This window comes from Phyllobacterium sp. T2-21 (genome assembly GCF_055378485.1).
Genome location: NZ_AP027912.1, coordinates 3,133,197 through 3,152,645, shown reverse-complemented (window position 1 = coordinate 3,152,645; position 19,449 = coordinate 3,133,197). Strand labels below are relative to the sequence as shown.

At 61.0% G+C, this 19,449-nt stretch carries 15 protein-coding genes and 1 other RNA gene; 10 read left to right on the top strand and 6 right to left on the bottom strand.

Translation table 11 applies throughout. The features are described from left to right. Positions 1 to 42: 42 nt before the first annotated feature. Positions 43 to 2,484: an ATP-dependent helicase gene (locus ACZ5FP_RS15775; protein WP_464661218.1), complete on the bottom strand. Its 2,442-nt coding sequence runs from the start codon at positions 2,482 to 2,484 to the stop codon at positions 43 to 45. A gap of 243 nt (positions 2,485 to 2,727) precedes the next feature. Here ACZ5FP_RS15775 and ACZ5FP_RS15770 point away from each other — a divergent pair, with 243 nt between their 5' ends. The 7 genes from ACZ5FP_RS15770 to ACZ5FP_RS15740 all read left to right on the top strand — a co-directional run bounded on the left by ACZ5FP_RS15770 (position 2,728) and on the right by ACZ5FP_RS15740 (position 14,079). Further along, positions 2,728 to 5,058 carry a glucose/quinate/shikimate family membrane-bound PQQ-dependent dehydrogenase gene (locus tag ACZ5FP_RS15770; RefSeq protein ID WP_464661217.1) on the top strand — a complete coding sequence of 777 codons (2,331 nt, stop codon included), beginning with the start codon at positions 2,728 to 2,730 and terminating at the stop codon, positions 5,056 to 5,058. 242 nt (positions 5,059 to 5,300) lie between these two features. After that, a complete protein-coding gene (locus ACZ5FP_RS15765) occupies positions 5,301 to 5,840 on the top strand; it encodes a glyoxalase superfamily protein (RefSeq protein ID WP_464661216.1) in 540 nt (179 codons plus the stop codon). Between the two features lie 201 nt (positions 5,841 to 6,041). Continuing rightward, the gene (locus tag ACZ5FP_RS15760) at positions 6,042 to 6,929 is read left to right on the top strand and encodes a dienelactone hydrolase family protein (protein ID WP_464661215.1); all 888 of its coding nucleotides are present in this window, start codon (positions 6,042 to 6,044) and stop codon (positions 6,927 to 6,929) included. Between the two features lie 242 nt (positions 6,930 to 7,171). After that, positions 7,172 to 8,125 (top strand): hypothetical protein, encoded by a 954-nt coding sequence (locus ACZ5FP_RS15755; protein ID WP_464661214.1) that lies wholly within the window; start codon positions 7,172 to 7,174, stop codon positions 8,123 to 8,125. Between the two features lie 8 nt (positions 8,126 to 8,133). Further along, positions 8,134 to 8,493 carry a DUF2185 domain-containing protein gene (locus ACZ5FP_RS15750; protein WP_223612758.1) on the top strand — a complete coding sequence of 120 codons (360 nt, stop codon included), beginning with the start codon at positions 8,134 to 8,136 and terminating at the stop codon, positions 8,491 to 8,493. A 292-nt stretch (positions 8,494 to 8,785) separates the two neighbouring features. Then, the gene (locus tag ACZ5FP_RS15745; RefSeq protein ID WP_464661213.1) at positions 8,786 to 10,195 is read left to right on the top strand and encodes an FAD-binding oxidoreductase; all 1,410 of its coding nucleotides are present in this window, start codon (positions 8,786 to 8,788) and stop codon (positions 10,193 to 10,195) included. A gap of 41 nt (positions 10,196 to 10,236) precedes the next feature. After that, the gene (locus ACZ5FP_RS15740; protein ID WP_464661212.1) at positions 10,237 to 14,079 is read left to right on the top strand and encodes an AsmA family protein; all 3,843 of its coding nucleotides are present in this window, start codon (positions 10,237 to 10,239) and stop codon (positions 14,077 to 14,079) included. 163 nt (positions 14,080 to 14,242) lie between these two features. Here the strand turns inward: ACZ5FP_RS15740 and ACZ5FP_RS15735 are convergent, their stop codons facing one another. The 4 genes from ACZ5FP_RS15735 to ACZ5FP_RS15720 form a co-directional block, all read right to left on the bottom strand. Further along, a complete protein-coding gene (locus ACZ5FP_RS15735; RefSeq protein ID WP_464661211.1) occupies positions 14,243 to 14,473 on the bottom strand; it encodes a ribbon-helix-helix domain-containing protein in 231 nt (76 codons plus the stop codon). Beyond that, positions 14,470 to 14,676 (bottom strand): DUF4169 family protein, encoded by a 207-nt coding sequence (locus ACZ5FP_RS15730; protein ID WP_464661210.1) that lies wholly within the window; start codon positions 14,674 to 14,676, stop codon positions 14,470 to 14,472. The genes ACZ5FP_RS15735 and ACZ5FP_RS15730 overlap by 4 nt, the downstream gene beginning before the upstream one ends. Before the next feature lie 9 nt (positions 14,677 to 14,685). Then, the gene (locus tag ACZ5FP_RS15725; protein WP_223612763.1) at positions 14,686 to 15,270 is read right to left on the bottom strand and encodes an SspB family protein; all 585 of its coding nucleotides are present in this window, start codon (positions 15,268 to 15,270) and stop codon (positions 14,686 to 14,688) included. A 115-nt stretch (positions 15,271 to 15,385) separates the two neighbouring features. Then, entirely contained in the window at positions 15,386 to 16,096 is a 711-nt protein-coding gene (locus ACZ5FP_RS15720; protein WP_464661209.1) for a TetR/AcrR family transcriptional regulator C-terminal domain-containing protein, read from the bottom strand. Positions 16,097 to 16,308: 212 nt separating this feature from the next. On the opposite strand from ACZ5FP_RS15720, the gene ACZ5FP_RS15715 reads away from it, so the two are divergent. Next, on the top strand, positions 16,309 to 17,517 hold the full coding sequence (locus tag ACZ5FP_RS15715; RefSeq protein ID WP_223612765.1) for a multidrug effflux MFS transporter: 1,209 nt from the start codon (positions 16,309 to 16,311) through the stop codon (positions 17,515 to 17,517). A 145-nt stretch (positions 17,518 to 17,662) separates the two neighbouring features. Here ACZ5FP_RS15715 and ssrA read toward each other — a convergent pair. Then, positions 17,663 to 18,020, bottom strand: a transfer-messenger RNA (tmRNA) gene (gene ssrA / locus ACZ5FP_RS15710). Positions 18,021 to 18,165: 145 nt separating this feature from the next. Between ssrA and ACZ5FP_RS15705 the strand changes: the two genes are divergently transcribed. Next, a complete protein-coding gene (locus ACZ5FP_RS15705; RefSeq protein ID WP_464661208.1) occupies positions 18,166 to 18,477 on the top strand; it encodes a DUF2853 family protein in 312 nt (103 codons plus the stop codon). Positions 18,478 to 18,593: 116 nt separating this feature from the next. Further along, on the top strand, positions 18,594 to 19,388 hold the full coding sequence (locus ACZ5FP_RS15700; RefSeq protein ID WP_464661207.1) for a thymidylate synthase: 795 nt from the start codon (positions 18,594 to 18,596) through the stop codon (positions 19,386 to 19,388). Positions 19,389 to 19,449: the final 61 nt, after the last annotated feature.

Sequence of the window (19,449 nt, the reverse complement as noted above, 5' to 3'; positions counted from 1 at the left end):
GATGGGCGGCAGCCCAGAGGGGGGTGAATGAACCCAGTCCGCTCAGATCTGCTTCACAAAACTGTCGAGCACGCGTTTTTGCCCGGCCTTGTCGAAATCGATGGTCAGCTTGTTGCCTTCGATGGATGAGACATTGCCGTTGCCGAACTTGATGTGGAACACCCGGTCGCCGACGTCGAAATTCGACGGGGTTTCGCTGACGGATTTGGCCACCAGCTCGCCATCGATCATGCGGCCCTTGACCGAGCCGCGTCCGGCACCGTGGCCGGAATCCGTCTCGCCATAGCCGATGCGCTCGACCTTTGCGCCGGAGCGCGAGCCCCAATTGTTGCGCGTGGCGTCAGAACGGTTCTGCTGGGCGCGCTGCCAGCCGGGCGTTGAATAGGTGTTCTCAAACGGATCGGCGCGGTCGAAGCGTGACTGGCCATAGCCGCCGCCGGAGCCGTATCCGCCATAGGAATTGCCTGTCGCAACAACTTCCACGTGCGCTTCCGGCAGTTCCTCGAGGAAACGGGAGGGGATGGTCGACTGCCAGAGGCCGTGGATGCGCCGGTTGGAGACGAACCAGATATGCAGGTTCTTCTTGGCGCGGGTCAGCCCGACATAGGCGAGGCGCCGCTCTTCCTCAAGGCCGGAGCGGCCGCCCTCATCCAGCGCACGCTGATGCGGGAACAGGCCTTCCTCCCAGCCGGGCAGGAAGACGGTCTCGAATTCCAGCCCCTTGGCCGAATGCAGCGTCATGATGTTGACCGCATCGAGATTTTCATTCTGCTCGGCGTCCATGACCAGTGCCACGTGTTCGAGGAACGACCGCAGGGACTCGTACTCCTCCATGGAGCGGATGAGTTCCTTCAGGTTTTCCAGCCGGCCCGGCGCTTCCGCCGAGCGGTCGGCCTGCCACATGGCGGTATAGCCGGATTCGTCGAGGATCATTTCGGCGAGCTGGGTGTGCGGCGTTGAATCAATCAAAGATTGCCAGCGGTGGAAGTTTTCAACCACTTCGCGCAGGGCGGAACGGGGTTTGGGCTTCAGCTCTTCCGTCTGCACCAGATCGGCGGCGGCATCGAGCATGCCGATATCGCGGGCGCGGGCATAGTCATGCACCTGCCGCACGGCGGCTTCACCCAGGCCGCGCTTGGGCGTGTTGATGATGCGCTCCAGCGCAAGGTCATCGGACCCTTGAGCCACGACGCGGAAATAGGCGAGGGCATCGCGGATTTCGAGGCGCTCGTAGAACCGCGGGCCGCCAACGACGCGGTAATTCAGGCCGAGGGTGACGAAACGGTCTTCGAACTCGCGCATCTGGAAGGAGGCGCGCACGAGGATCGACATATCATTGAGGTTGTGGCCCCGGCGCTGCGCCTGTTCGATTTCCTCGCCGACCGCGCGGGCTTCCTCTTCGGAATCCCAGGCGGCATGCACATTGACCTTGGCGTCTTCGGCATTCGGCGCATCGGTGAACAGGGTTTTGCCGAGACGGCCCTCATTGTGGGAAATGAGGAACGACGCCGCGCCGAGAATATGCGCCGTCGAGCGGTAATTGCGCTCCAGGCGGATCACCACCGCGCCGGGAAAATCCTTCTCGAAGCGCAGGATATTGTCGACTTCCGCACCGCGCCAGCCATAGATCGACTGGTCGTCATCGCCGACGCAGCAGACATTCTTTGAGCCCTGCGCGATCAGGCGCAGCCACATGTACTGGGCTGTGTTGGTGTCCTGATACTCGTCGACGAGGATGTAGCGGAATTTGGCGTGATATTCCTTCAGCACATCCGGATAGGCGCGGAACATGCGGATGGGATGGCAGAGCAGGTCGCCGAAATCGCAGGCATTGAGCGTCTTCAGGCGGTTCTGATAGGCGGTATAGAGTTCGCGGCCCTTGCCATTGGCAAAGGCGCGGGCATCGCCCTCGGGGATTTCCGTAGGGCCGAGGCCCTTGTTCTTCCAGCCGTCGATCATCAGCGCGAACTGCTTGGCAGGCCAGCGTTTGTCGTCGAGCCCTTCGGCCTGAATGATCTGCTTGATCAGGCGGATGACATCATCCGTGTCGAGAATGGTGAAATCCGAGCGCAGGCCGACCAGTTCCGCATGGCGGCGCAGCAGCTTGACGCCGATGGAGTGGAACGTGCCGAGCCAGGGCATGCCTTCCACGGCACCGCCGACGAGAACGCCGATGCGCTCCTTCATCTCGCGCGCCGCCTTGTTGGTGAACGTCACCGCAAGAATCTGGCTGGGATAGGCCTTGCCGAGGGAGAGGATGTGGGCGATGCGCGAGGTCAGCACCCGTGTCTTGCCGGTTCCGGCACCGGCGAGAACCAGCACCGGCCCTTCGGTGGTTTCAACCGCAAGTCGCTGTTCCGGGTTGAGACCATTGAGATAGGGCGGCGCGCCGCGCGCCTGCATGGCGCGTGCGGCTATGCCCTGCGGCTGGCGAGGCGCATCAGGTTCATCGAAGAATGGTATATCGTCAGGCAATCCGGACATTTCACTCCAATGTAGTGATTCGGCATCGAAAAACCAGACCGATCCGATACAAAGCAAGAACATACAGCATTTAGCGCAGAGTTTCCCCTGAAACTTGCGATTGAAATTTGCAATCGTTGATATTGCGCCGTTCTGAATTAGGGCATACGCCTAGGTCAGAGAGGAATCTGGCAGCCGATGGCCCGTTCGCAGCCTCATGTCAGGACCATTCGATCTTGATTGAGCTTGGAAAGGATCCCTGCCATGGCAATCACTCTGACGGCTCTCCTTTTTCTGATCATCGCGGCTGCCCTGGGTGCGGGCGGCGTCTGGCTCGCCGTTCTCGGCGGCAGCTGGTACTACGTCATCGCTGCGCTCGCCTTTCTCGTCACATCCATTCTCCTCTTCCGGCGGCGCTCGGCCGCATTGCCGGTCTATGCGCTGCTGGTGATCGGCACGCTGGGCTGGGCCATCTGGGAAATCCGCTTCGACTGGTGGCAGCTGGCGCCGCGCGGCGGCGTGATCATCCTGCTCGGGCTCTGGCTCCTGACACCGTGGGTGCGCGGCCGGCTGACCCGTGCCGATGCCGGCTCTGCCTCTCTGGGGGCGGCGCCGCTCTGGCTGGCCGTTCTGGTGGCGCTCGGCGTTGCCGGCTATTCCATGACCCGGGACCCGCTCGATCTTCCCGGCCAGCTGAGCCGGGAGGCGGTGACCGCCACGCCCGATATCGGCGGCGTGGCCAATGACGACTGGCACTTCTATGGCCGCAGCCTCTACGGCCAGCGCTATTCGCCGCTGAAGCAGATCACGCCCGACAACGTCGCCAAGCTGCAGGTGGCCTGGACCTACCAGACCGGCGATGTGCGCCGCTCCACCGATATTCCGGAAACGACCTATCAGGTGACACCGCTCAAGGTGCGCGACACGCTCTATATCTGCACGCCGCACAACTTCGTCATTGCGCTCGATGCCGCCAGCGGCAAGGAAAAATGGCGCTTTGATCCGCAGGTGAAGGACAATGACGACCGGCAGCACCAGACCTGCCGCGGCGTGTCCTATTATGCCGATGCCACCGTCGCGGCCGGACAACCCTGCGCCGAGCGGGTCTATATGCCGACCGCCGATGCAAGGCTGATCGCGCTCGATGCGGCCAATGGCCAGGTCTGCCCGGCTTTTGGCGACAAGGGCACCATCCATCTGGAAACCGGCATGCCCTATAACCCCGCCGGGTACTACTATTCGACCTCGCCGCCGGTCATTGCCGCGGGCAAGATCATCGTCGGCGGCGCAGTCAATGACAATTATTCGATCCACGAACAGTCCGGCGTCATCCGCGCTTTCGATATCAATACCGGCGCGCTGGTGTGGAACTGGGATTCCGGCAATCCCGATGTGACGACGCCGCTGCCGGAGGGACAGAAATACACCGCCAATTCCCCCAACAGCTGGTCAATTTCCAGCGCCGATGAAAAACTCGGGCTGCTCTATGTGCCGCTCGGCAACCAGACGCCGGACCAGCTTGGCGCCGGGCGGTCCGCCAATGTGGAGAAATTCTCGTCCTCCATCGTGGCGCTCGATCTCAACACCGGGCAGATGCGCTGGGTGCGCCAGACGGTGCATCACGATCTCTGGGACATGGACGTGCCCTCGCAGCCAAGCCTTGTCGACATCAACACCGCAAGCGGAGCGGTTCCGGCACTGGTCGGCCCGACAAAGCAGGGCGATATCTACGTGCTCGACCGGCGTTCGGGCGAGCCGATCATTCCGGTCGAGGAGGTGCCTGCCCCCGGCGGTGCCATCGAGGGCGACCACACCTCGCCGACACAGCCGGTTTCCGGCCTGACATTCATACCGCGACCGCTGCAGGGCAAGGACATGTGGGGCGTGACGCTGTTCGACCAGCTCGCCTGCCGCATCCAATTCCTCAAGCTGCGCTATGAGGGGCGCTATACGCCGCCGTCGCTGCAGGGCTCGCTGATCTACCCCGGCAATTTCGGCGTGTTCAACTGGGGCGGCGTGGCGGTCGATCCGGAGCGGCAGGTGATGTTCGGCATGCCGACCTATCTGGCCTTCACTTCACGGCTCGTGCCGCGCGCCGATGTGCCGGCACCGGGCGCGGGCACCAAGGGCAGCGAACAGGGGCTCAACCGCAATGAAGGCGCACCCTATGCGGTGGTGATGGGACCGTTCGTCTCGCCGCTCGGCCTGCCATGCCAGACCCCGCCCTGGGGCTATGTGGCGGGGGCGGACCTGCGCACAGGCAAGATCGCCTGGAAGCACCGCAACGGCACGGTGTACGATTCCTCGCCGCTGCCCCTGCCGCTCAAGGTCGGGGTGCCGGGGCTGGGCGGCCCGATCATCACGGCGGGCGGCGTCGCATTCCTTGGTGCAACGGTTGACAATTATCTGCGTGCCTATGACGTGACCACCGGCAAGCAGCTGTGGGAAGGGCGTCTTCCCGCGGGCGGACAGTCCACACCCATGTCCTATGCGCTGCCCGACGGGCGGCAGTTCGTCGTCATGGTCGCCGGCGGCCACGGCTCGATCAACACCAAGGCCGGTGACTACGTCATCGCCTATACCCTGCCGAAATAGGCGGGGCGCACCATCGCACCCTCCCGGGTCGGCAGCCGGGAGGGTTTTGTTGACTGTTTTAATCCAGTTGACGCGGCGCAAAACTGCTCATATCAATTCACCAGGCAGATACGGCCAGCCGCTCGCGGGGGTTCAACCCATGGTGAATGTATCGAACGATGCTGCGTTTCATCCTTTGCATGGTGAACGGGTCGGCAATGCGGGCACTGACTTTCCGCGTTCACCCCTATGAAGGATAGACGATGCGAACGTTTCATGACGCCAAGGCGATGGCCAAATCGCTGCGACAGGCGCTTGCCGCCAAAAATATCGAGATTTCCCACAGTGACGGTCTGGAGCTTGTTGCGGCCGGCTTCGGTCTCGACAACTGGAACGTGCTGGCGGCAAAGATCGCGGAGGACGGGCCCGCGCCGAAGGGAGCCATCTCCTTTGGACCGGCCAACCCGATCCTGCGGATTTTCGACGTTGACAAGGCCAAGGAATTCTACCTGGACTATCTCGGTTTTACCCTCGACTGGGAGCACCGGTTCGAGGATAACACGCCGCTTTACTGTCAGGTGACGCGCTCCGGCCTGACGCTGCATCTGAGCGAACATTCCGGCGATGCCAGCCCCGGCGCCCGGGTTTTCGTGCGCATGACGGGCATCGAAGCGTTTCACAAGGAGCTTCATTCCAGGAACTACCGCTTCATGAACCCGGGGCTCGAAGAAGCGCCCTGGGGCCGCGAGGTGCATGTGATCGATCCGTTCAGCAACCGGATCAGCTTTTGCGAGGACAAGTAGGTTTTGCGTGCGGGCAGTGCCGGGGCAATCCGGTGCTGCCCGCCTTGACGAGGCGGTCGGCGTCTGGGAAATTGGCGCCACAGTGATGACTGGACTCGGCGTTGCGCTCTCCACCGGTGTCCTTTCGCATTGCCTGCAAGGGTGATGGGAAACGGCGGGGGTTTGATGGCCCGGCAGTCCTTTTCGATGGAAAGAGCCACAATGGACAAGCCGAAGAAAACTCCGACGATCAGTCAGGCCATGGTCGATGCCTATGACGAATACACGCATCTGACCCTCGACCGCCGGTCCTTCATGGACAAGCTCGCCAAACTGGCGGGCTCCGGCGCCGCTGCCGCGGTCATTGCGCCGATGCTGGCTGCAAATTCGGCACAGGCCGCAGTCGTCGCATCCGACGATCCGCGGCTGCTCACCAAGGACGTCATTCATTCCGGCCCGGCGGGAGACATGAAAGGCTACAGCGTACGCCCGACCGACACGACGGCGAAACTGCCGGTGGTCGTGGTCATTCATGAGAATCGCGGTCTCAACAGGCATATCCGCGATATTGCCCGGCGCATGGCGCTGGAAGGCTTTACAGTTTTTGCGCCGGACTTCCTGTCGTCGGCCGGCGGCACGCCTTCGGACGAAGACAAGGCGCGCGACCTGATTGCCAATCTCGACCCCGAAAAGACCATTGCCGAAGGCGTCGAGACGATCGCCTATCTCAAATCGGTCAAGTATGCCAACGGCAAGGTCGGCGTCATGGGCTTTTGCTGGGGCGGCGGACTGGTCAATGATCTGGCCGTCAATTCGCCGGACCTCGACGCCGGGGTGGCCTATTACGGCCGCCAGCCCAAGGCCGAGGACGTTGCAAAAATCAAGGCGCCGCTGCTGCTCCACTATGCGGGGCTCGACACGCGGATCAATGCGGGCATCGACGGTTACAGGAAAGCGCTTGAGGACAATGGCAAGACCTTCGACATCGAGGTCTATGAGGGCGTGAACCACGCCTTCAACAACGATACGTCCACCGCCCGCTACAGCAAGGAAGCCGCCGATCTCGCCTGGGGCCGCACGGTGGCGTTCTTCAAGAAATATCTGAGCTGACAAATTTCACGGTGCGTGGTTCGACAGGCTCACCATGAGGGATGTGGAGGATTGCAGGAAGCACTATTCTGCGACGTCTAAGATTGGCTTTGCAGTCAAACCACCTCCCTCATGGTGAGCCTGTCGAACCACGCACTATAAGTCATGCACCGCGCATTTCCCGTCCCCGTGAAACCAATGGCTTGCCAGACCGTTCCGGGCACTGCTAGTCACAACAATGCAACGCGACGGGAAATGCCTTCATGCGCTACATAACTGCCTTTCTGGTCTTCATGATGATGTCGCTTGCGCATGTGCAGGCGGGCTTTGCGCAGGAGGCTGTTTTCCCGGAAGGCTCCAGCGTCGGCCTGGTCATCCCCCGGAACATGCAGCCTTCGTCGACGTTCAGCGGCTTTGAAGACCCGGCGATGGGCGCGACCATTGTGCTGACCGAGCTGCCGGTGGATGCCTATGCGCAAATCTCCGCCAAGTTCAATGCGGAAGGTCTGGCGCCGACGGGCATCGTTGTCAGCGGTGCCGCGCAGGACTGGCAGGTCAAGGGCGCGTCGGCGGCCAAATATATTCACGGCAGCCAGATTGCCTCCGGCATCAAGTACCGCAAATGGATTGTCCTGTCGCAGGCACCGACAACCACGACGATGGTCACCATGCAAATTCCCGACGGGGTTGCCGGTGCGCCATCGGATGCGGATGTCGAGGACACATTGCGCTCGATCGCGGTGCGCACGCCGCCAACCCTTGAGGAACAGATCGCCGCCCTGCCGTTCAAGGTGGGCGATCTCGCCGGATTTCGCCCGATCCGTGCCATTGCCGGGGCAACCTACCTCCTGACTGACGGACCGCAGGATGTACCCGCCAGCGCGGCGCAGCCGGTGATCATCATCGCGTCCAATCTCGGCAATGCGCCCGAGGCTGCCGCCCGCATGGACTTTGCCAGGAAGGCCTTTGCGTCGCTGACCGGGATCAAGGATGTCCGCTCGGACAATGAAAGCAGCGCGCCGGCCGATGGCGGCGAATGGGTGGATATTGACGGCAGCGCCAAGGACGCGACCAGCGGAGATGCGCTTTACGTTGCCCAGGTCGCCCGGTTTGCCGGTGACCGCTACGTTCGCGCCATCCTGATCGTGCGGGGCAGCGAAAAGGATAAATTTGCCGACCGTTTCCGCAGACTCGCCAAGTCGCTGACGATCAATTAAAATCGGGCATGGATAAAACCTATCGACTCAGCAAAGACGAGATACGGCCATTGGTCCGCAATTACGGCGGCTGTATCGCAACCGATACGATCACAATTGACGGCTATCCCGTGCGCTTCATGTACCGCGAGGATCCCGACAACGCACTGGACAGCGGCTGGCGTTTTCTCTCGGGCTTCGAAAGCGACGACTACATGGAAGACCCGGACAACAGCGGGATCTTCGACGTCAACACCATCGCCAACTACGATCCCAGCATCATCCCTTTGCTCGACTCGCCGGTCGGCAGCGTGTTTGAACGGACCGGCGAGCAGGAGCGCTTTGTCCGGGTCACCGACTGGGAACCCAGCGACGACGATGAGGAGTGAAGGGTGCGTGGTTCGACAAGCTCACCATGAGGGAGGTTGTGGGCTTCCGGTTATTGCGTTCTGCAAGGTCTTCGATTGATGCTGCAACCAAACCACGTCCCTCATGGTGAGCTTGTCGAACCACGCACCACCACCAGCATCATCCCGCTGTGCTGATTGAGATTATCTCACGGACTTTCTTCCCCAACCCTTGCGGTTCTCTCACACAGAGTTACAACTGGACAAGTCGCGTGCAGTGACTGAAAATGCACGCGAATTGGACGAATCCTCGATTGGAATTCTGGAGACCGGAATGGCATTGGCTGATGCAGGAGCAATGGTGCGCAATGAAAATGGTATTGCGACCGTTGTTTCGATTCTTAGGAAAAGGTTTGGTGACAACGCGCAGACGGGCAAATCCATCCGCGAGCAGCATGGCCACACCACCAGTTATGTCCCGAACCAGGCCCCCGATCTCGTGGTTTTCGCCGAAACGACCGAAGACGTTCAGGAAGTCGTGCGCCTCTGCGGCGAGTGGCAGGTGCCGGTCATTCCGTTCGGCACCGGCACATCGCTGGAAGGCCATGTGAATGCGCCGGCGGGCGGTGTGTCCATCGACCTGTCGCGGATGAACCGCATTCTCAAGGTCTATACCGAAGACCTCAATGTCGTGGTCGAGCCGGGCATCACCCGCAAGGAACTCAACGAATATCTGCGCGATACCGGCCTGTTCTTCCCGATCGATCCCGGCGCCAATGCCAGCCTTGGCGGCATGGCTGCCACGCGTGCCTCGGGCACCAATGCCGTGCGCTACGGCACCATGCGCGAAAACGTGCTGGCGCTGAAGGCCGTCATGCCGGATGGCCGTCTGATCAGCACGGCAAAGCGGGTGAAGAAAACGTCTGCCGGTTATGACCTGACCCGGCTGCTCGTCGGCTCCGAAGGCACGCTCGGCATCATCACCGAACTGACGCTGAAGCTCTACGGCATTCCGCAGGCGATCTCCGGCGGCATCTGCGCGTTTCCGGATCTTGAAAGCGCCTGCAACGCGGTGATTGAGACCATCCAGATGGGCATTCCCGTGGCGCGTATCGAGCTGGTCAACAGCCTGCAGATGCAGGCGATGATCAATTATTCCAAGCTTGATTATCCGGTTGCCCCCTATCTCTTTGTCGAATTCCATGGCAGCGATGCGGGTGTGGCCGAACAGGCGGAACTCTTCGGCGAGATTGCCGCGGCCAATGGCGGTGGCCCGTTCAAATGGACGGCCAATCTGGAAGAACGCGAAAAGCTGTGGTCGGCGCGGCACAATTCCTACTTCGCCTGCATGACGCTGGCGCCCGGGAAGCAGTCGCTGTCGACGGATGTGTGCGTGCCGATTTCGCGCCTGGCCGAATGCATTGTCGCAACGGAGAAGGATATTGCGGCGAGCGGGCTGATCGCGCCGATTGTCGGTCATGCGGGCGACGGCAATTTCCATGTGCTGATCCTGTTCGACGACAAGAATCCGGAGGAAATCCAGAACGTGGAAGCCTTTGTCGAGCGCCTCAATCTCAGGGCGATTGCCATGGACGGGACCTGCACAGGCGAGCACGGCATCGGCCAGGGCAAGATAAAATTCCTCCGGCTCGAGCTTGGCGGTGCGGTCGACGTGATGGAAACGATCAAGCGGGCTATCGATCCGGGCAATATCATGAATCCCGGCAAGATCTTACGTCTGTAACTTTGCACGTTGATTCCGCATCTTCGCCCAATTTGTGAACGGTGCGGTGTATACGGTGCCCAACGCGTAAGAATGGAGTTGAAACACTGGCGCGCCTTTTTGTTCTGATCGGCGGACTACTGGTACTGGTGCTCACCGCGGCACTGGTGGTGCCGTATTTTGTCGACTGGGCCGGCTACCGCTCCTCGTTCGAACGGGAGGCATCGGCGCTTCTCGGGCGGCCCGTCACGGTGGCCGGGACGGCCAGCGCCAGGCTTCTGCCGTTTCCATCGGTGACCTTCTCCGACGTCAGGGTGGGCGACCCCGGATCGGCGCCGGTCATGACCATCGACAAGTTTTCGATGGACGCGGAACTTGCGCCGTTCCTGCGCGGCGAGATTCTCATTTTCGACATGCGGCTGGAGAAGCCGACCGCGTCGGTCAATATCGACCGCAACGGCGTGGTCGACTGGGCCATCCGGCCGCAGACATCATTCGGCTCGACGCAGGTCAAGCTGGAAAACGTGCGGATCACCAACGGCTCCGTGCTGGTGCGCGACGCCTCGACCGCGACGGTCCGCACGGTGAACGATCTCAATGCGACGGTGTCCGCGACCAAGCTGAGCGGTCCGTGGAAATTCGATGGCACATTGCTTTTCAACGGGGAGCGGACCAGCGTTTCCGCTTCCACCGGCCAGTTGAAGCCGGACGGCTCGCTCAACGTGCATGCACGCATTATCCCTGACGGCATTCCGGCGGTGCTCGAGACCGACGGCGGGGTGACGCTTGACAAGAGCGCGCTGAAATATGCCGGCAGCATCAACATCCGGTCGGCTGACGAGACAGCGCCCAAGGCGGCGGGCAAGGGGACGCCGGCCGAGGACAAGCCGCTTCTTTCCAGCGTGCGCGTGACAGGGCGCTTCGAGGCCGATCATGCCAGCGTGACCATTCCGGAGTTCCGGATGGAGCAGGGGACGGTTGACGATCCCTATATCGTCAATGGCAACGCGCTTTTCGACTATGGCAAGAACCCGCGGTTTGAAGTCAAGGCGGATGGCCAGCAGGTCACGTTCGACAACCAGAACGAGGACAGCAAGGGCAGCAAGCCAACGCCGCACACGGCCGCGCAGCGGCTGGGCGTGTTCCGCCGCCTGATGGACCAGTTGCCCATTCCGACGGTTCCCGGCAGCATCGATCTGAAACTTCCGGCCATCGTGGCGGGCGATACCACCATCCGCTCGGTGCGGATCGACGCGGAGCCCTCGGGCGGTGCCTGGAAGATCAACCAGCTGCGGGCGGAACTGCCGGGACGAACCCAGTTCGAGGCCAGCGGCATGCTGCAGATCGGCAAGGATTTCGGCTTTGACGGCAAACTGCTTGTCGCATCGCGCCAGCCCTCGGGTCTGGCGGCATGGCTGACCGATACGGTGGATGAATCGATCCGGCGGCTGGCGGGCGCGGGTTTTTCCGGTGATGTGAAACTGCACGACGACCTGCAGCGCATTGACAATCTGGAAGTGGCCCTTGGCGGCGCCTCGCTGAAGGGATCGCTGATCCGCAGCGCCAAGGGCGAATCCGTGCCGCTGACCCAGCTGACGCTGGATGGCGGTGCGCTGGATGGCGATGCGCTGGAAGCCTTTGCCGCCATCTTCGGCCGCAACACGCCGTCGGAAGCGGGCAAGGGCGCGCCGCAACTGGCAGGTGAAGATCTCGATGTGCGGGTGAAAGTCGGGCCGGTCAGTCATGGCGGGCTGGTGGCGGAATCGCTCGATACCGGCTTTCGCCTGCGCGACGGCGTCTTCGACATCGACCGCCTGACCGTGGGCAATGTGTCCGGGGCGACCATTACCGCAACCGGCAAAATCGCGCCGTTCAAGGCCGAGCCTTCCGGTTCGCTGGATGCAACGGTTCTCTCGGATGACATGGCGCCGTTCGTTGCGGCGCTGGCGGCGCAGTTTCCCGACTTCCCGTTCCTTGCGGCGCTCAACGAGCATGCGGCCCGGTTTCCCGGACTGTTTGACGGAACGGAGCTGAGCATCATCGCCAATGCGCTGCATGGCAAGGATGCCGCCGACGAATTCTCGCTGAGCGCGGCGGGGAAAACCGGCGGCATGGATATCACGCTTTCCGGCACGACCAGCCAGGGCACCGACAAGTTCCGCGTGCTGGAACTGACGATGAATGCGCGCACGGATCACGGCGAGAACCTGATGGCCCTGATGGGACTTCCCGCGCTGCCGCTCGGCTTTGCCGGTGAGTTGGAGGCGGACCTTGCCTTGAAAGGCAATGGCAAGGACGGCATCCAGACACAGCTTGCGCTGAAAGCGCCGGATGGCCAGGCGCTCCTCGACGGCAGTCTGCGCAGCAGCAACGGCCTGTTGAACGGCGAAGGGCGGGCGTCGATCAAGGCCAGCGATCTGGAGCCCTATCTTGCGACAGCCGGCTATTCGCTGCCGGGATTTGGCAACGGCATGCCGGTCGACATGGCCAGCAGCTTCCAGCTTGCCAAGGGCCGGCTGGTGCTGCCGGATTTGAACGGCAAGGTGCATGACACCAAGATTGCCGGCCGTCTCGATCTCGGCGTGAACAACGGCACACCCGATATACAGGGCAATCTGGCGCTGGGCAGGATCGACCTTCCCGCCGTGGTGCAGTTCATGCTCGGCACCGGCGCCGTCGACGCGGGCGGGCAAACGCACTGGCCGAAAGAAACCTTTGCCAAGGCGCCGCTGTTCCCGGCCGATTTCAATCTCAAGATCAAGGCTGACGAGGCGGACGCCGGTGTTCTCGGACGGGTGGGCAAACTGCAGTCCACCGCATCGCTGAAGGACGGCTATCTGCGGCTCGATGAAACGCAGGGCGAGATTCTCGGCGGCACCGTCAAGGGCACGTTCGAGCTGCGCAACACGAGCGGTACCGGTCTGGCGGCCGGTCAGTTCACGCTGGAGCAGGCCTCCCTCGATGATCTCTACACGCCTGAAGACCATGAGCCGCTGATGGGCACAGCGAAGATCGTCGCTTCGGTCAATGCAACAGGCACAACCATCGCCGATATGATGGCGTCGGTCGCCGGTTCGGGCGTTGTTTCCGTGGATGATCTGGCCATCGATACCATCAATCCCGGCGCGCTCAAGCCTATCCTGGACGATGCCGACGGGCTGTCGGGCCCGATCACCGCTGCAAGCGTGAATGGCGTGATCGGCAAATATCTGCATGCCGGGCCGTTCAATGCGGGTGCGGCGGAGTTTGCCTTTACCATTGCCGGCGGCACGGCGCGGACATCGACATTCCAGCTGAAAAGCCCCGGTGCGTCGCTGAATGCCGATCTGCGGCTGAATTTCCCCGACATGACCATGGCCTCGCAGGGGCGCTATGCGTTCGATCCGGGCAAGCTGGTGGTTGCCGGTGCCGAGCCGGTTGTCGAGTTCAAGGGAGAGGGGCCGTGGCGCGCGCCGAAATGGACGCTGAACCGTCAGCCGCTGGAACAGTTCCTGACGCAACGCACGCTGGAGCGCGAGCAGCAGCGCGTCGAAACCATGCAGGCGTCGCTGGTTGAAAAGCAGCGGCTGCGCCGCGAGGCCCTGCTGTTCCAGAGCAAGGCCACGGAACGGCAGAGGCTTGCGGAAGAGGCCAGGTTGAAGGCGGAACAGGAAGCGGCGGCAAAGGCCGAGGCGGAGCGGCAGGCAGCTGAAAGGGCCGCGGCCGAGAAAGCCGCCGCTGAAAGGGCTGCTGCCGAAAAGGTAGCTGCCGAGAAGCAGGCCGCGGAAGATGCGGCCCGGAAGGCCCGCGAGCAGCCGTCGCCCCCCAGTGGCGGGGCGCAGGTGCCGCCCCAGCAGGGCAGCGGCGCCCTCAACAAACAGTCCGTGGATGATTTTCTGAAGACGCTCGGGCCAACGGTTCAGTAGAGCGAACGGCTGGCAAAACCATTGTGCGTGGTTCGACAAGCTCACCATGAGGGAATCCAGCGCTCTGCAGATTGCAACTTTCCCCATGGTGAGCTTGTCGAACCACGCATGACGGCGATGCAGAATACGGGGTGACTATAACACCACGAATCAAATCAGAATCTTAAGAAGCGGTTTTCATCCCTTTCATCACCCAGTCGAGCACGTAGATGCGCAGGGCCGAAGACAGGTTGGAGTCGCGGTCGCGGCCCTCGTCGATCTCGGCAATCAGGCGGGCGAGCGTGATCTTGCGGTCGTCCGCGATGGACGCGATGATCGCGTAGAAAGGGTCTTCAAGAGAAAAACTGGTGCGGTGCCCGCGGATTGTCACGGACCGTTTGCGGACAAGGCTCAAGGCTTGTCCTTGCCGGCTGGTGGTATGCGACCCTCAAGCCGGTTGCTGTCGAGAAACAGCTCGGTCTTGCGGCTGGCGTTCTTTTCAAACTGTTTCTCGGTTCCGGTGCGGCCAAACACAATCCGGTTCTCGGCCGCACTCTGCTCCTTCGCGTCCTTCGCCTTGCGCTTTTTGAACTGTCGCAGGTTGACGATGTCGGCCATGGGCGCGCGTTACTTCTTCTTCCGGAATGAATCCAGGGAAACGACCGATGCGGATGCCTTCTCGCCCGTTTCTTCGCGCGGAGCATCGGCTTTTTCGCCGCCTGCCTTGGCCGGCTTCTTGGCCGGTTTGGCTGCGGGTTTCGGCTTGGCGCCGGACGTTGCCGTCTTCGGCTTTTCGGCAGGCTGCACCGGTGCAATGCTGGTAACGCCCTGATCGTTGTCGCCGACGGTTTCTTCCACCTCGACGTCGAACTCCAGTTCGAAGTTGACGGAGGGATCGTAGAAGCCGCGAATGGCGGAGAACGGCACGACCAGACGTTCCGGCACATCGCCGAAGGACAGGCCGACTTCAAACAGCGTATCCGTGACCTGCAGATCCCAGAACTGGTGTTGCAGGACGATGGTCATCTGCTCGGGATATTTTTCGTGCAGACGCGTCGAAATGCGCACGCCCGCCGCACCGGTCAGGAACGTGACGAAAAAATGATGGTTGCCAGGAAGACCAGCCTTGGCAACTTCACCAAGGACTTTGCGGATAACGCCGCGCAGCGCTTCCTGGGCCAGTATATCGTAACGGATCATATCTTGTGGCATGCACTCTTATCCCATGGATTCGCCCCTCTCTGTCAAGCAGAGATGACAAACAGGTTTGAGCCATTATGGCGCATGGATAAAGGAATTGCGACTGGTTGTAAGCTCCAGGCTTAAATTAAGCTTGCCGTGCCCGTTGGGGCCCGCTGTCCGCACCCATTGCCGGATTGCCTGCGGGGGCCGAATAGGCCCGCAGGAAGGTGCGCACGGCATTGCGCGCGGCATTGTCCAGCTGTTCCCCGGTCGGCGATTCGCCGAAGAGCGTAATCATCTGCAGATCGGCATTGACCAGGGCCAGAAACTGCCGGGCGGCGAGATCGAAATCATCCATCTGCAGGCCGCCGCCATGGGAGAGGCGGGCAAACAGCGCGGCGAGGGCGGTTCCGATCTTTCCGGGGCCGTGCCTGCGCCAGCCCTCGAACAGCTGCGGATAGCGCTCACCCTCGGACTGCACCAGTTTGCGCAGGAACTTTCCGTCCTGGTTGCACAGGCAATTCTGGGCGAGCCGCACCGCAAATGCGCTCAGATCGTCTTCCAGATTGCCGGGCTTGTCGGGAAATGTCGCCAGTATCGAGAAGAGGCTGGCATTGGTGCGGTTCATCACATCTTCAACCACGGCGGTGAAGAGTGTTTCCTTTTCCCGGTAGTGGTTGTATATAGTCTGGCGCGAAACGCCCGCCTCTACAGCGATTTCGTCAATACTCGCTCCGGCAAAGCCTTCCCGGCAAAATACCTCAGCCGCTGCATCCAATATCGATAGACGTTTTGAACATTGACCACGTTGGGTATGGCCGGTCGCCTTGTGCGCTGCTTCTTTTGGATTTGTCATGAACCGAAGATAATGCGCATTGACGTTTTAGACAATAGTGTCTAATTTGACAGTTGTGTCTAAAAACATTGACACACTGTTTTGTGATGGAGCGAGCGTCCTCCCAAGCCGCGCCGCTCCATCGCAGGTGAAAAATTCTGAACCTCTCCTGAGAGCAATGCGGCGCAGAAGCCGATGAGCTTCGCGCTGCCGTTTTCTGAAAGATGAACACCATGACGACCTCTTTCTTTCGTACGGCCCTCATTCTTGGTCTCCTGTCGGCCATCGGGCCATTTGCGATCGACATGTATCTCCCGGCGCTGCCGTCCATCGGCAAGGATCTCAGCGCTGAAAACAATGTCGTGCAGATGAGCCTCCTGGCGTTCTTCATTTCCTTCGCGATCTTCCAGCTGATCTATGGGCCGCTTTCCGACATGTGGGGCCGCAAGGCGCCGCTCTATATGGGCATCGGCCTGTTTGCCGTGGCCAGCGTCGGCTGCGCGCTGTCCAATGACATCGAAACGCTGATTGCCTTCCGCTTCCTGCAGGGCATCGGCGGTGCGGCCGGCATGGTCATTCCGCGCGCCATCGTTCGCGACATGCACACGGGTGTCCAGGCGGCGCGGCTGATGTCGCTGCTGATGCTGGTCTTCAGCATTTCGCCGATCCTTGCGCCGCTGACGGGCAGTGCCGTCATCAGCTTCTACGGCTGGCGCGGCGTGTTCTGGGCGGTGACGATTGCCGCCTTCATCGGGCTGATCCTCCTGTCGACGCAGCTGAAGGAAACCCGGCCGAAGGCCGCACGCGTGGAAAGCAGCCTTGGCAGCGCCATGGCCGCTTATCGCCTGCTGCTCAGCGACCGTAACTTCCTGACGCTGACCTTCATCGGCGGGCTGGGTATTTCAAGCTTTCTCGTTTACCTCGCCAACTCGCCCTTCGTGCTCATCGACCATTACGGCCTGACGCCGACACAGTACAGCATCGCCTTCTCGATCAATGCGGTGTCGTTCTTCACGGTATCGCAGCTGACCGGCTGGCTCGGCGACCGTTTCGGTCTGGTGCGGGTGATGCGCATGGCCTTGACGGCCTTCTCGTTCACCATGGCGGCCATGGTTGTCGTCATGGCGCTGGGCTTCAACCAGCTGCCGGTCTTGGCGACATTCCTGTTCATCGGTTACGGCTTCCTCGGTCTGGTCATTCCGACGACCGCGGTGCTTGCCCTTGAAGATCATGGCGAGATTGCCGGTACGGCGTCAGCCCTGATGGGAACATTGCACTTCGTGACGGCAGCCGTTGCGATGGTAATCGCCGGTCTGTTCTTCAACGGCACGGCACTGCCGATGGCGGCGGGCATCGGCCTGTGCGCCGTGGCTGCCTTCATTCTGACGCAGCTGACAATCGCGCGCCGCCGCGTTGTCGAAGCAGAAGCCGCTGCGGAGTAGGCAGCCTCGCTCAACCACTTAGACGAAGGCCCGGAACCACGGTTCCGGGCCTTCTGCATTTCTGCAGAGGACTAGGATTGACGCAACAGGGTGCGCAAAGCCTGAAGACGGCTTGCGGCATGGCGGATTTTCACAAAGGGGGGAAGGTGGAGGTTTCTGTTGCCAGGTACCTCCGAACCCCGCCTAGAAGTGCGAACCCCTAGGACTTAATTTGAAGCGATCACACCGCAATTAAGCAGCGAGACGTGCTTCCGCATAGTTGTCGTTTGCAACTACTGAGTTAGCCCGATAACGGTGGTACTATGCCGGGCAAAAGAGCGATTTTTACACCCTTGTCGATCCTATTTCGCCCCCGCCACAATGCAGTCTCGCAACTGCACTCTGGTGGAGGCGCCGGGTACCGCCCCCGGGTCCAATAGGCTTATTGTATCGTCCGTTTATCACCATAGCTGGCCGAAGCCAGCAAGACCTATATAGGTGGTGTCGCGGCGAAATGAAAGAGCGGCATTGACAGGTTCCTGCAGCTGGGGAATGTTTCCTGTGTCTAACGAGTCATCGCGTTATGCAGCTGCCGGTTGTGCGGTGTCTTTTGTGTCAGGGAGGGTTTTGGTGCCTGGGCATTGAAACCAACAATCAGGGGATTTTTTCATGAGTGACTATCTAGCAGATGTACGTCATTACGATGCGGGTGCGGACGAGGCGATTGTCACAAAAATCGTCAAACATCTCGGAATTGCCCTGCGCAACCGGGATTCTTCGCTGGTTTCCTGCTCGGATCCGGAAGAATTGGCCCGTGTTCGTACCAGTTGGGTTGGCAAGAAGCTCGGCGTCACCGATGCTGCCAAGGCCGATGCTGCCATTCACGCCGTCTGCGAAAAGATGAAAGATCACCGTGCCAAGGGCCGGGTCACCTTCTATTATCTGACGGCAAAAGAACTCGGACTGCTCGGCAGCCTCTGAGCGTTTGCCGGGCTGAACAGGGTCCCCGGTGATTCGCCGGGGATTTTTGCCGCCTGTGCTTGTGGATCACACAGAAGTTTTACTGCTTCGTGAAACGAATCTGCTAAAGAGAAGCCATGCGCGCTTATCTTGATCTTCTTCAGCATGTGCTCGATACCGGCGTCGACCGCGGCGACCGTACCGGGACAGGCACACGTTCCGTTTTCGGCTACCAGATGCGATTCGATCTGTCGGCGGGTTTTCCTGCCCTGACGACCAAGAAACTGCATCTCAAATCCATCATCCACGAGCTGCTGTGGTTCCTGAAAGGCGAAACGAACATCGCCTATCTCAAGGAAAACGGCGTGACAATCTGGGATGAATGGGCCGACGAGAACGGCGATCTCGGGCCGGTCTATGGCTATCAGTGGCGCTCCTGGCCTGCGCCCGACGGCCAGCATATCGACCAGATTGCGAATCTTGTCAGTGCGATAAAGCAAAATCCCTATTCGCGGCGTCTGATCGTTTCCGCATGGAATCCGGCGCTCGTCGATGAAATGGCGCTGCCGCCCTGCCACTGCCTGTTTCAGTTCTACGTGGCCGACGGAAAACTTTCCTGCCAGCTCTACCAGCGCTCCGCCGATATTTTCCTCGGCGTGCCGTTCAATATCGCATCCTATGCCCTGCTGACCCTCATGGTGGCGCAGGTCACGGGTCTGCAGCCGGGTGATTTCGTCCACACGCTGGGCGATGCGCATCTCTATGCCAACCATTTCGAGCAGGCGCGGCTGCAATTGAGCCGCACGCCGGGTCCTTTGCCGGTCATGCGCCTTAATCCCGACGTGAAAGACCTCTTTGCTTTCACATTCGACGATTTCAGTCTTGAGAACTATGTGGCCGAAGCGAGCATCAAGGCGCCGATCGCCGTCTAGAGTCAGGACCCGTTGATCTGGTCGAATTGCTCGCGCTCTTCGGTTTACGCTGTCTGCTTTC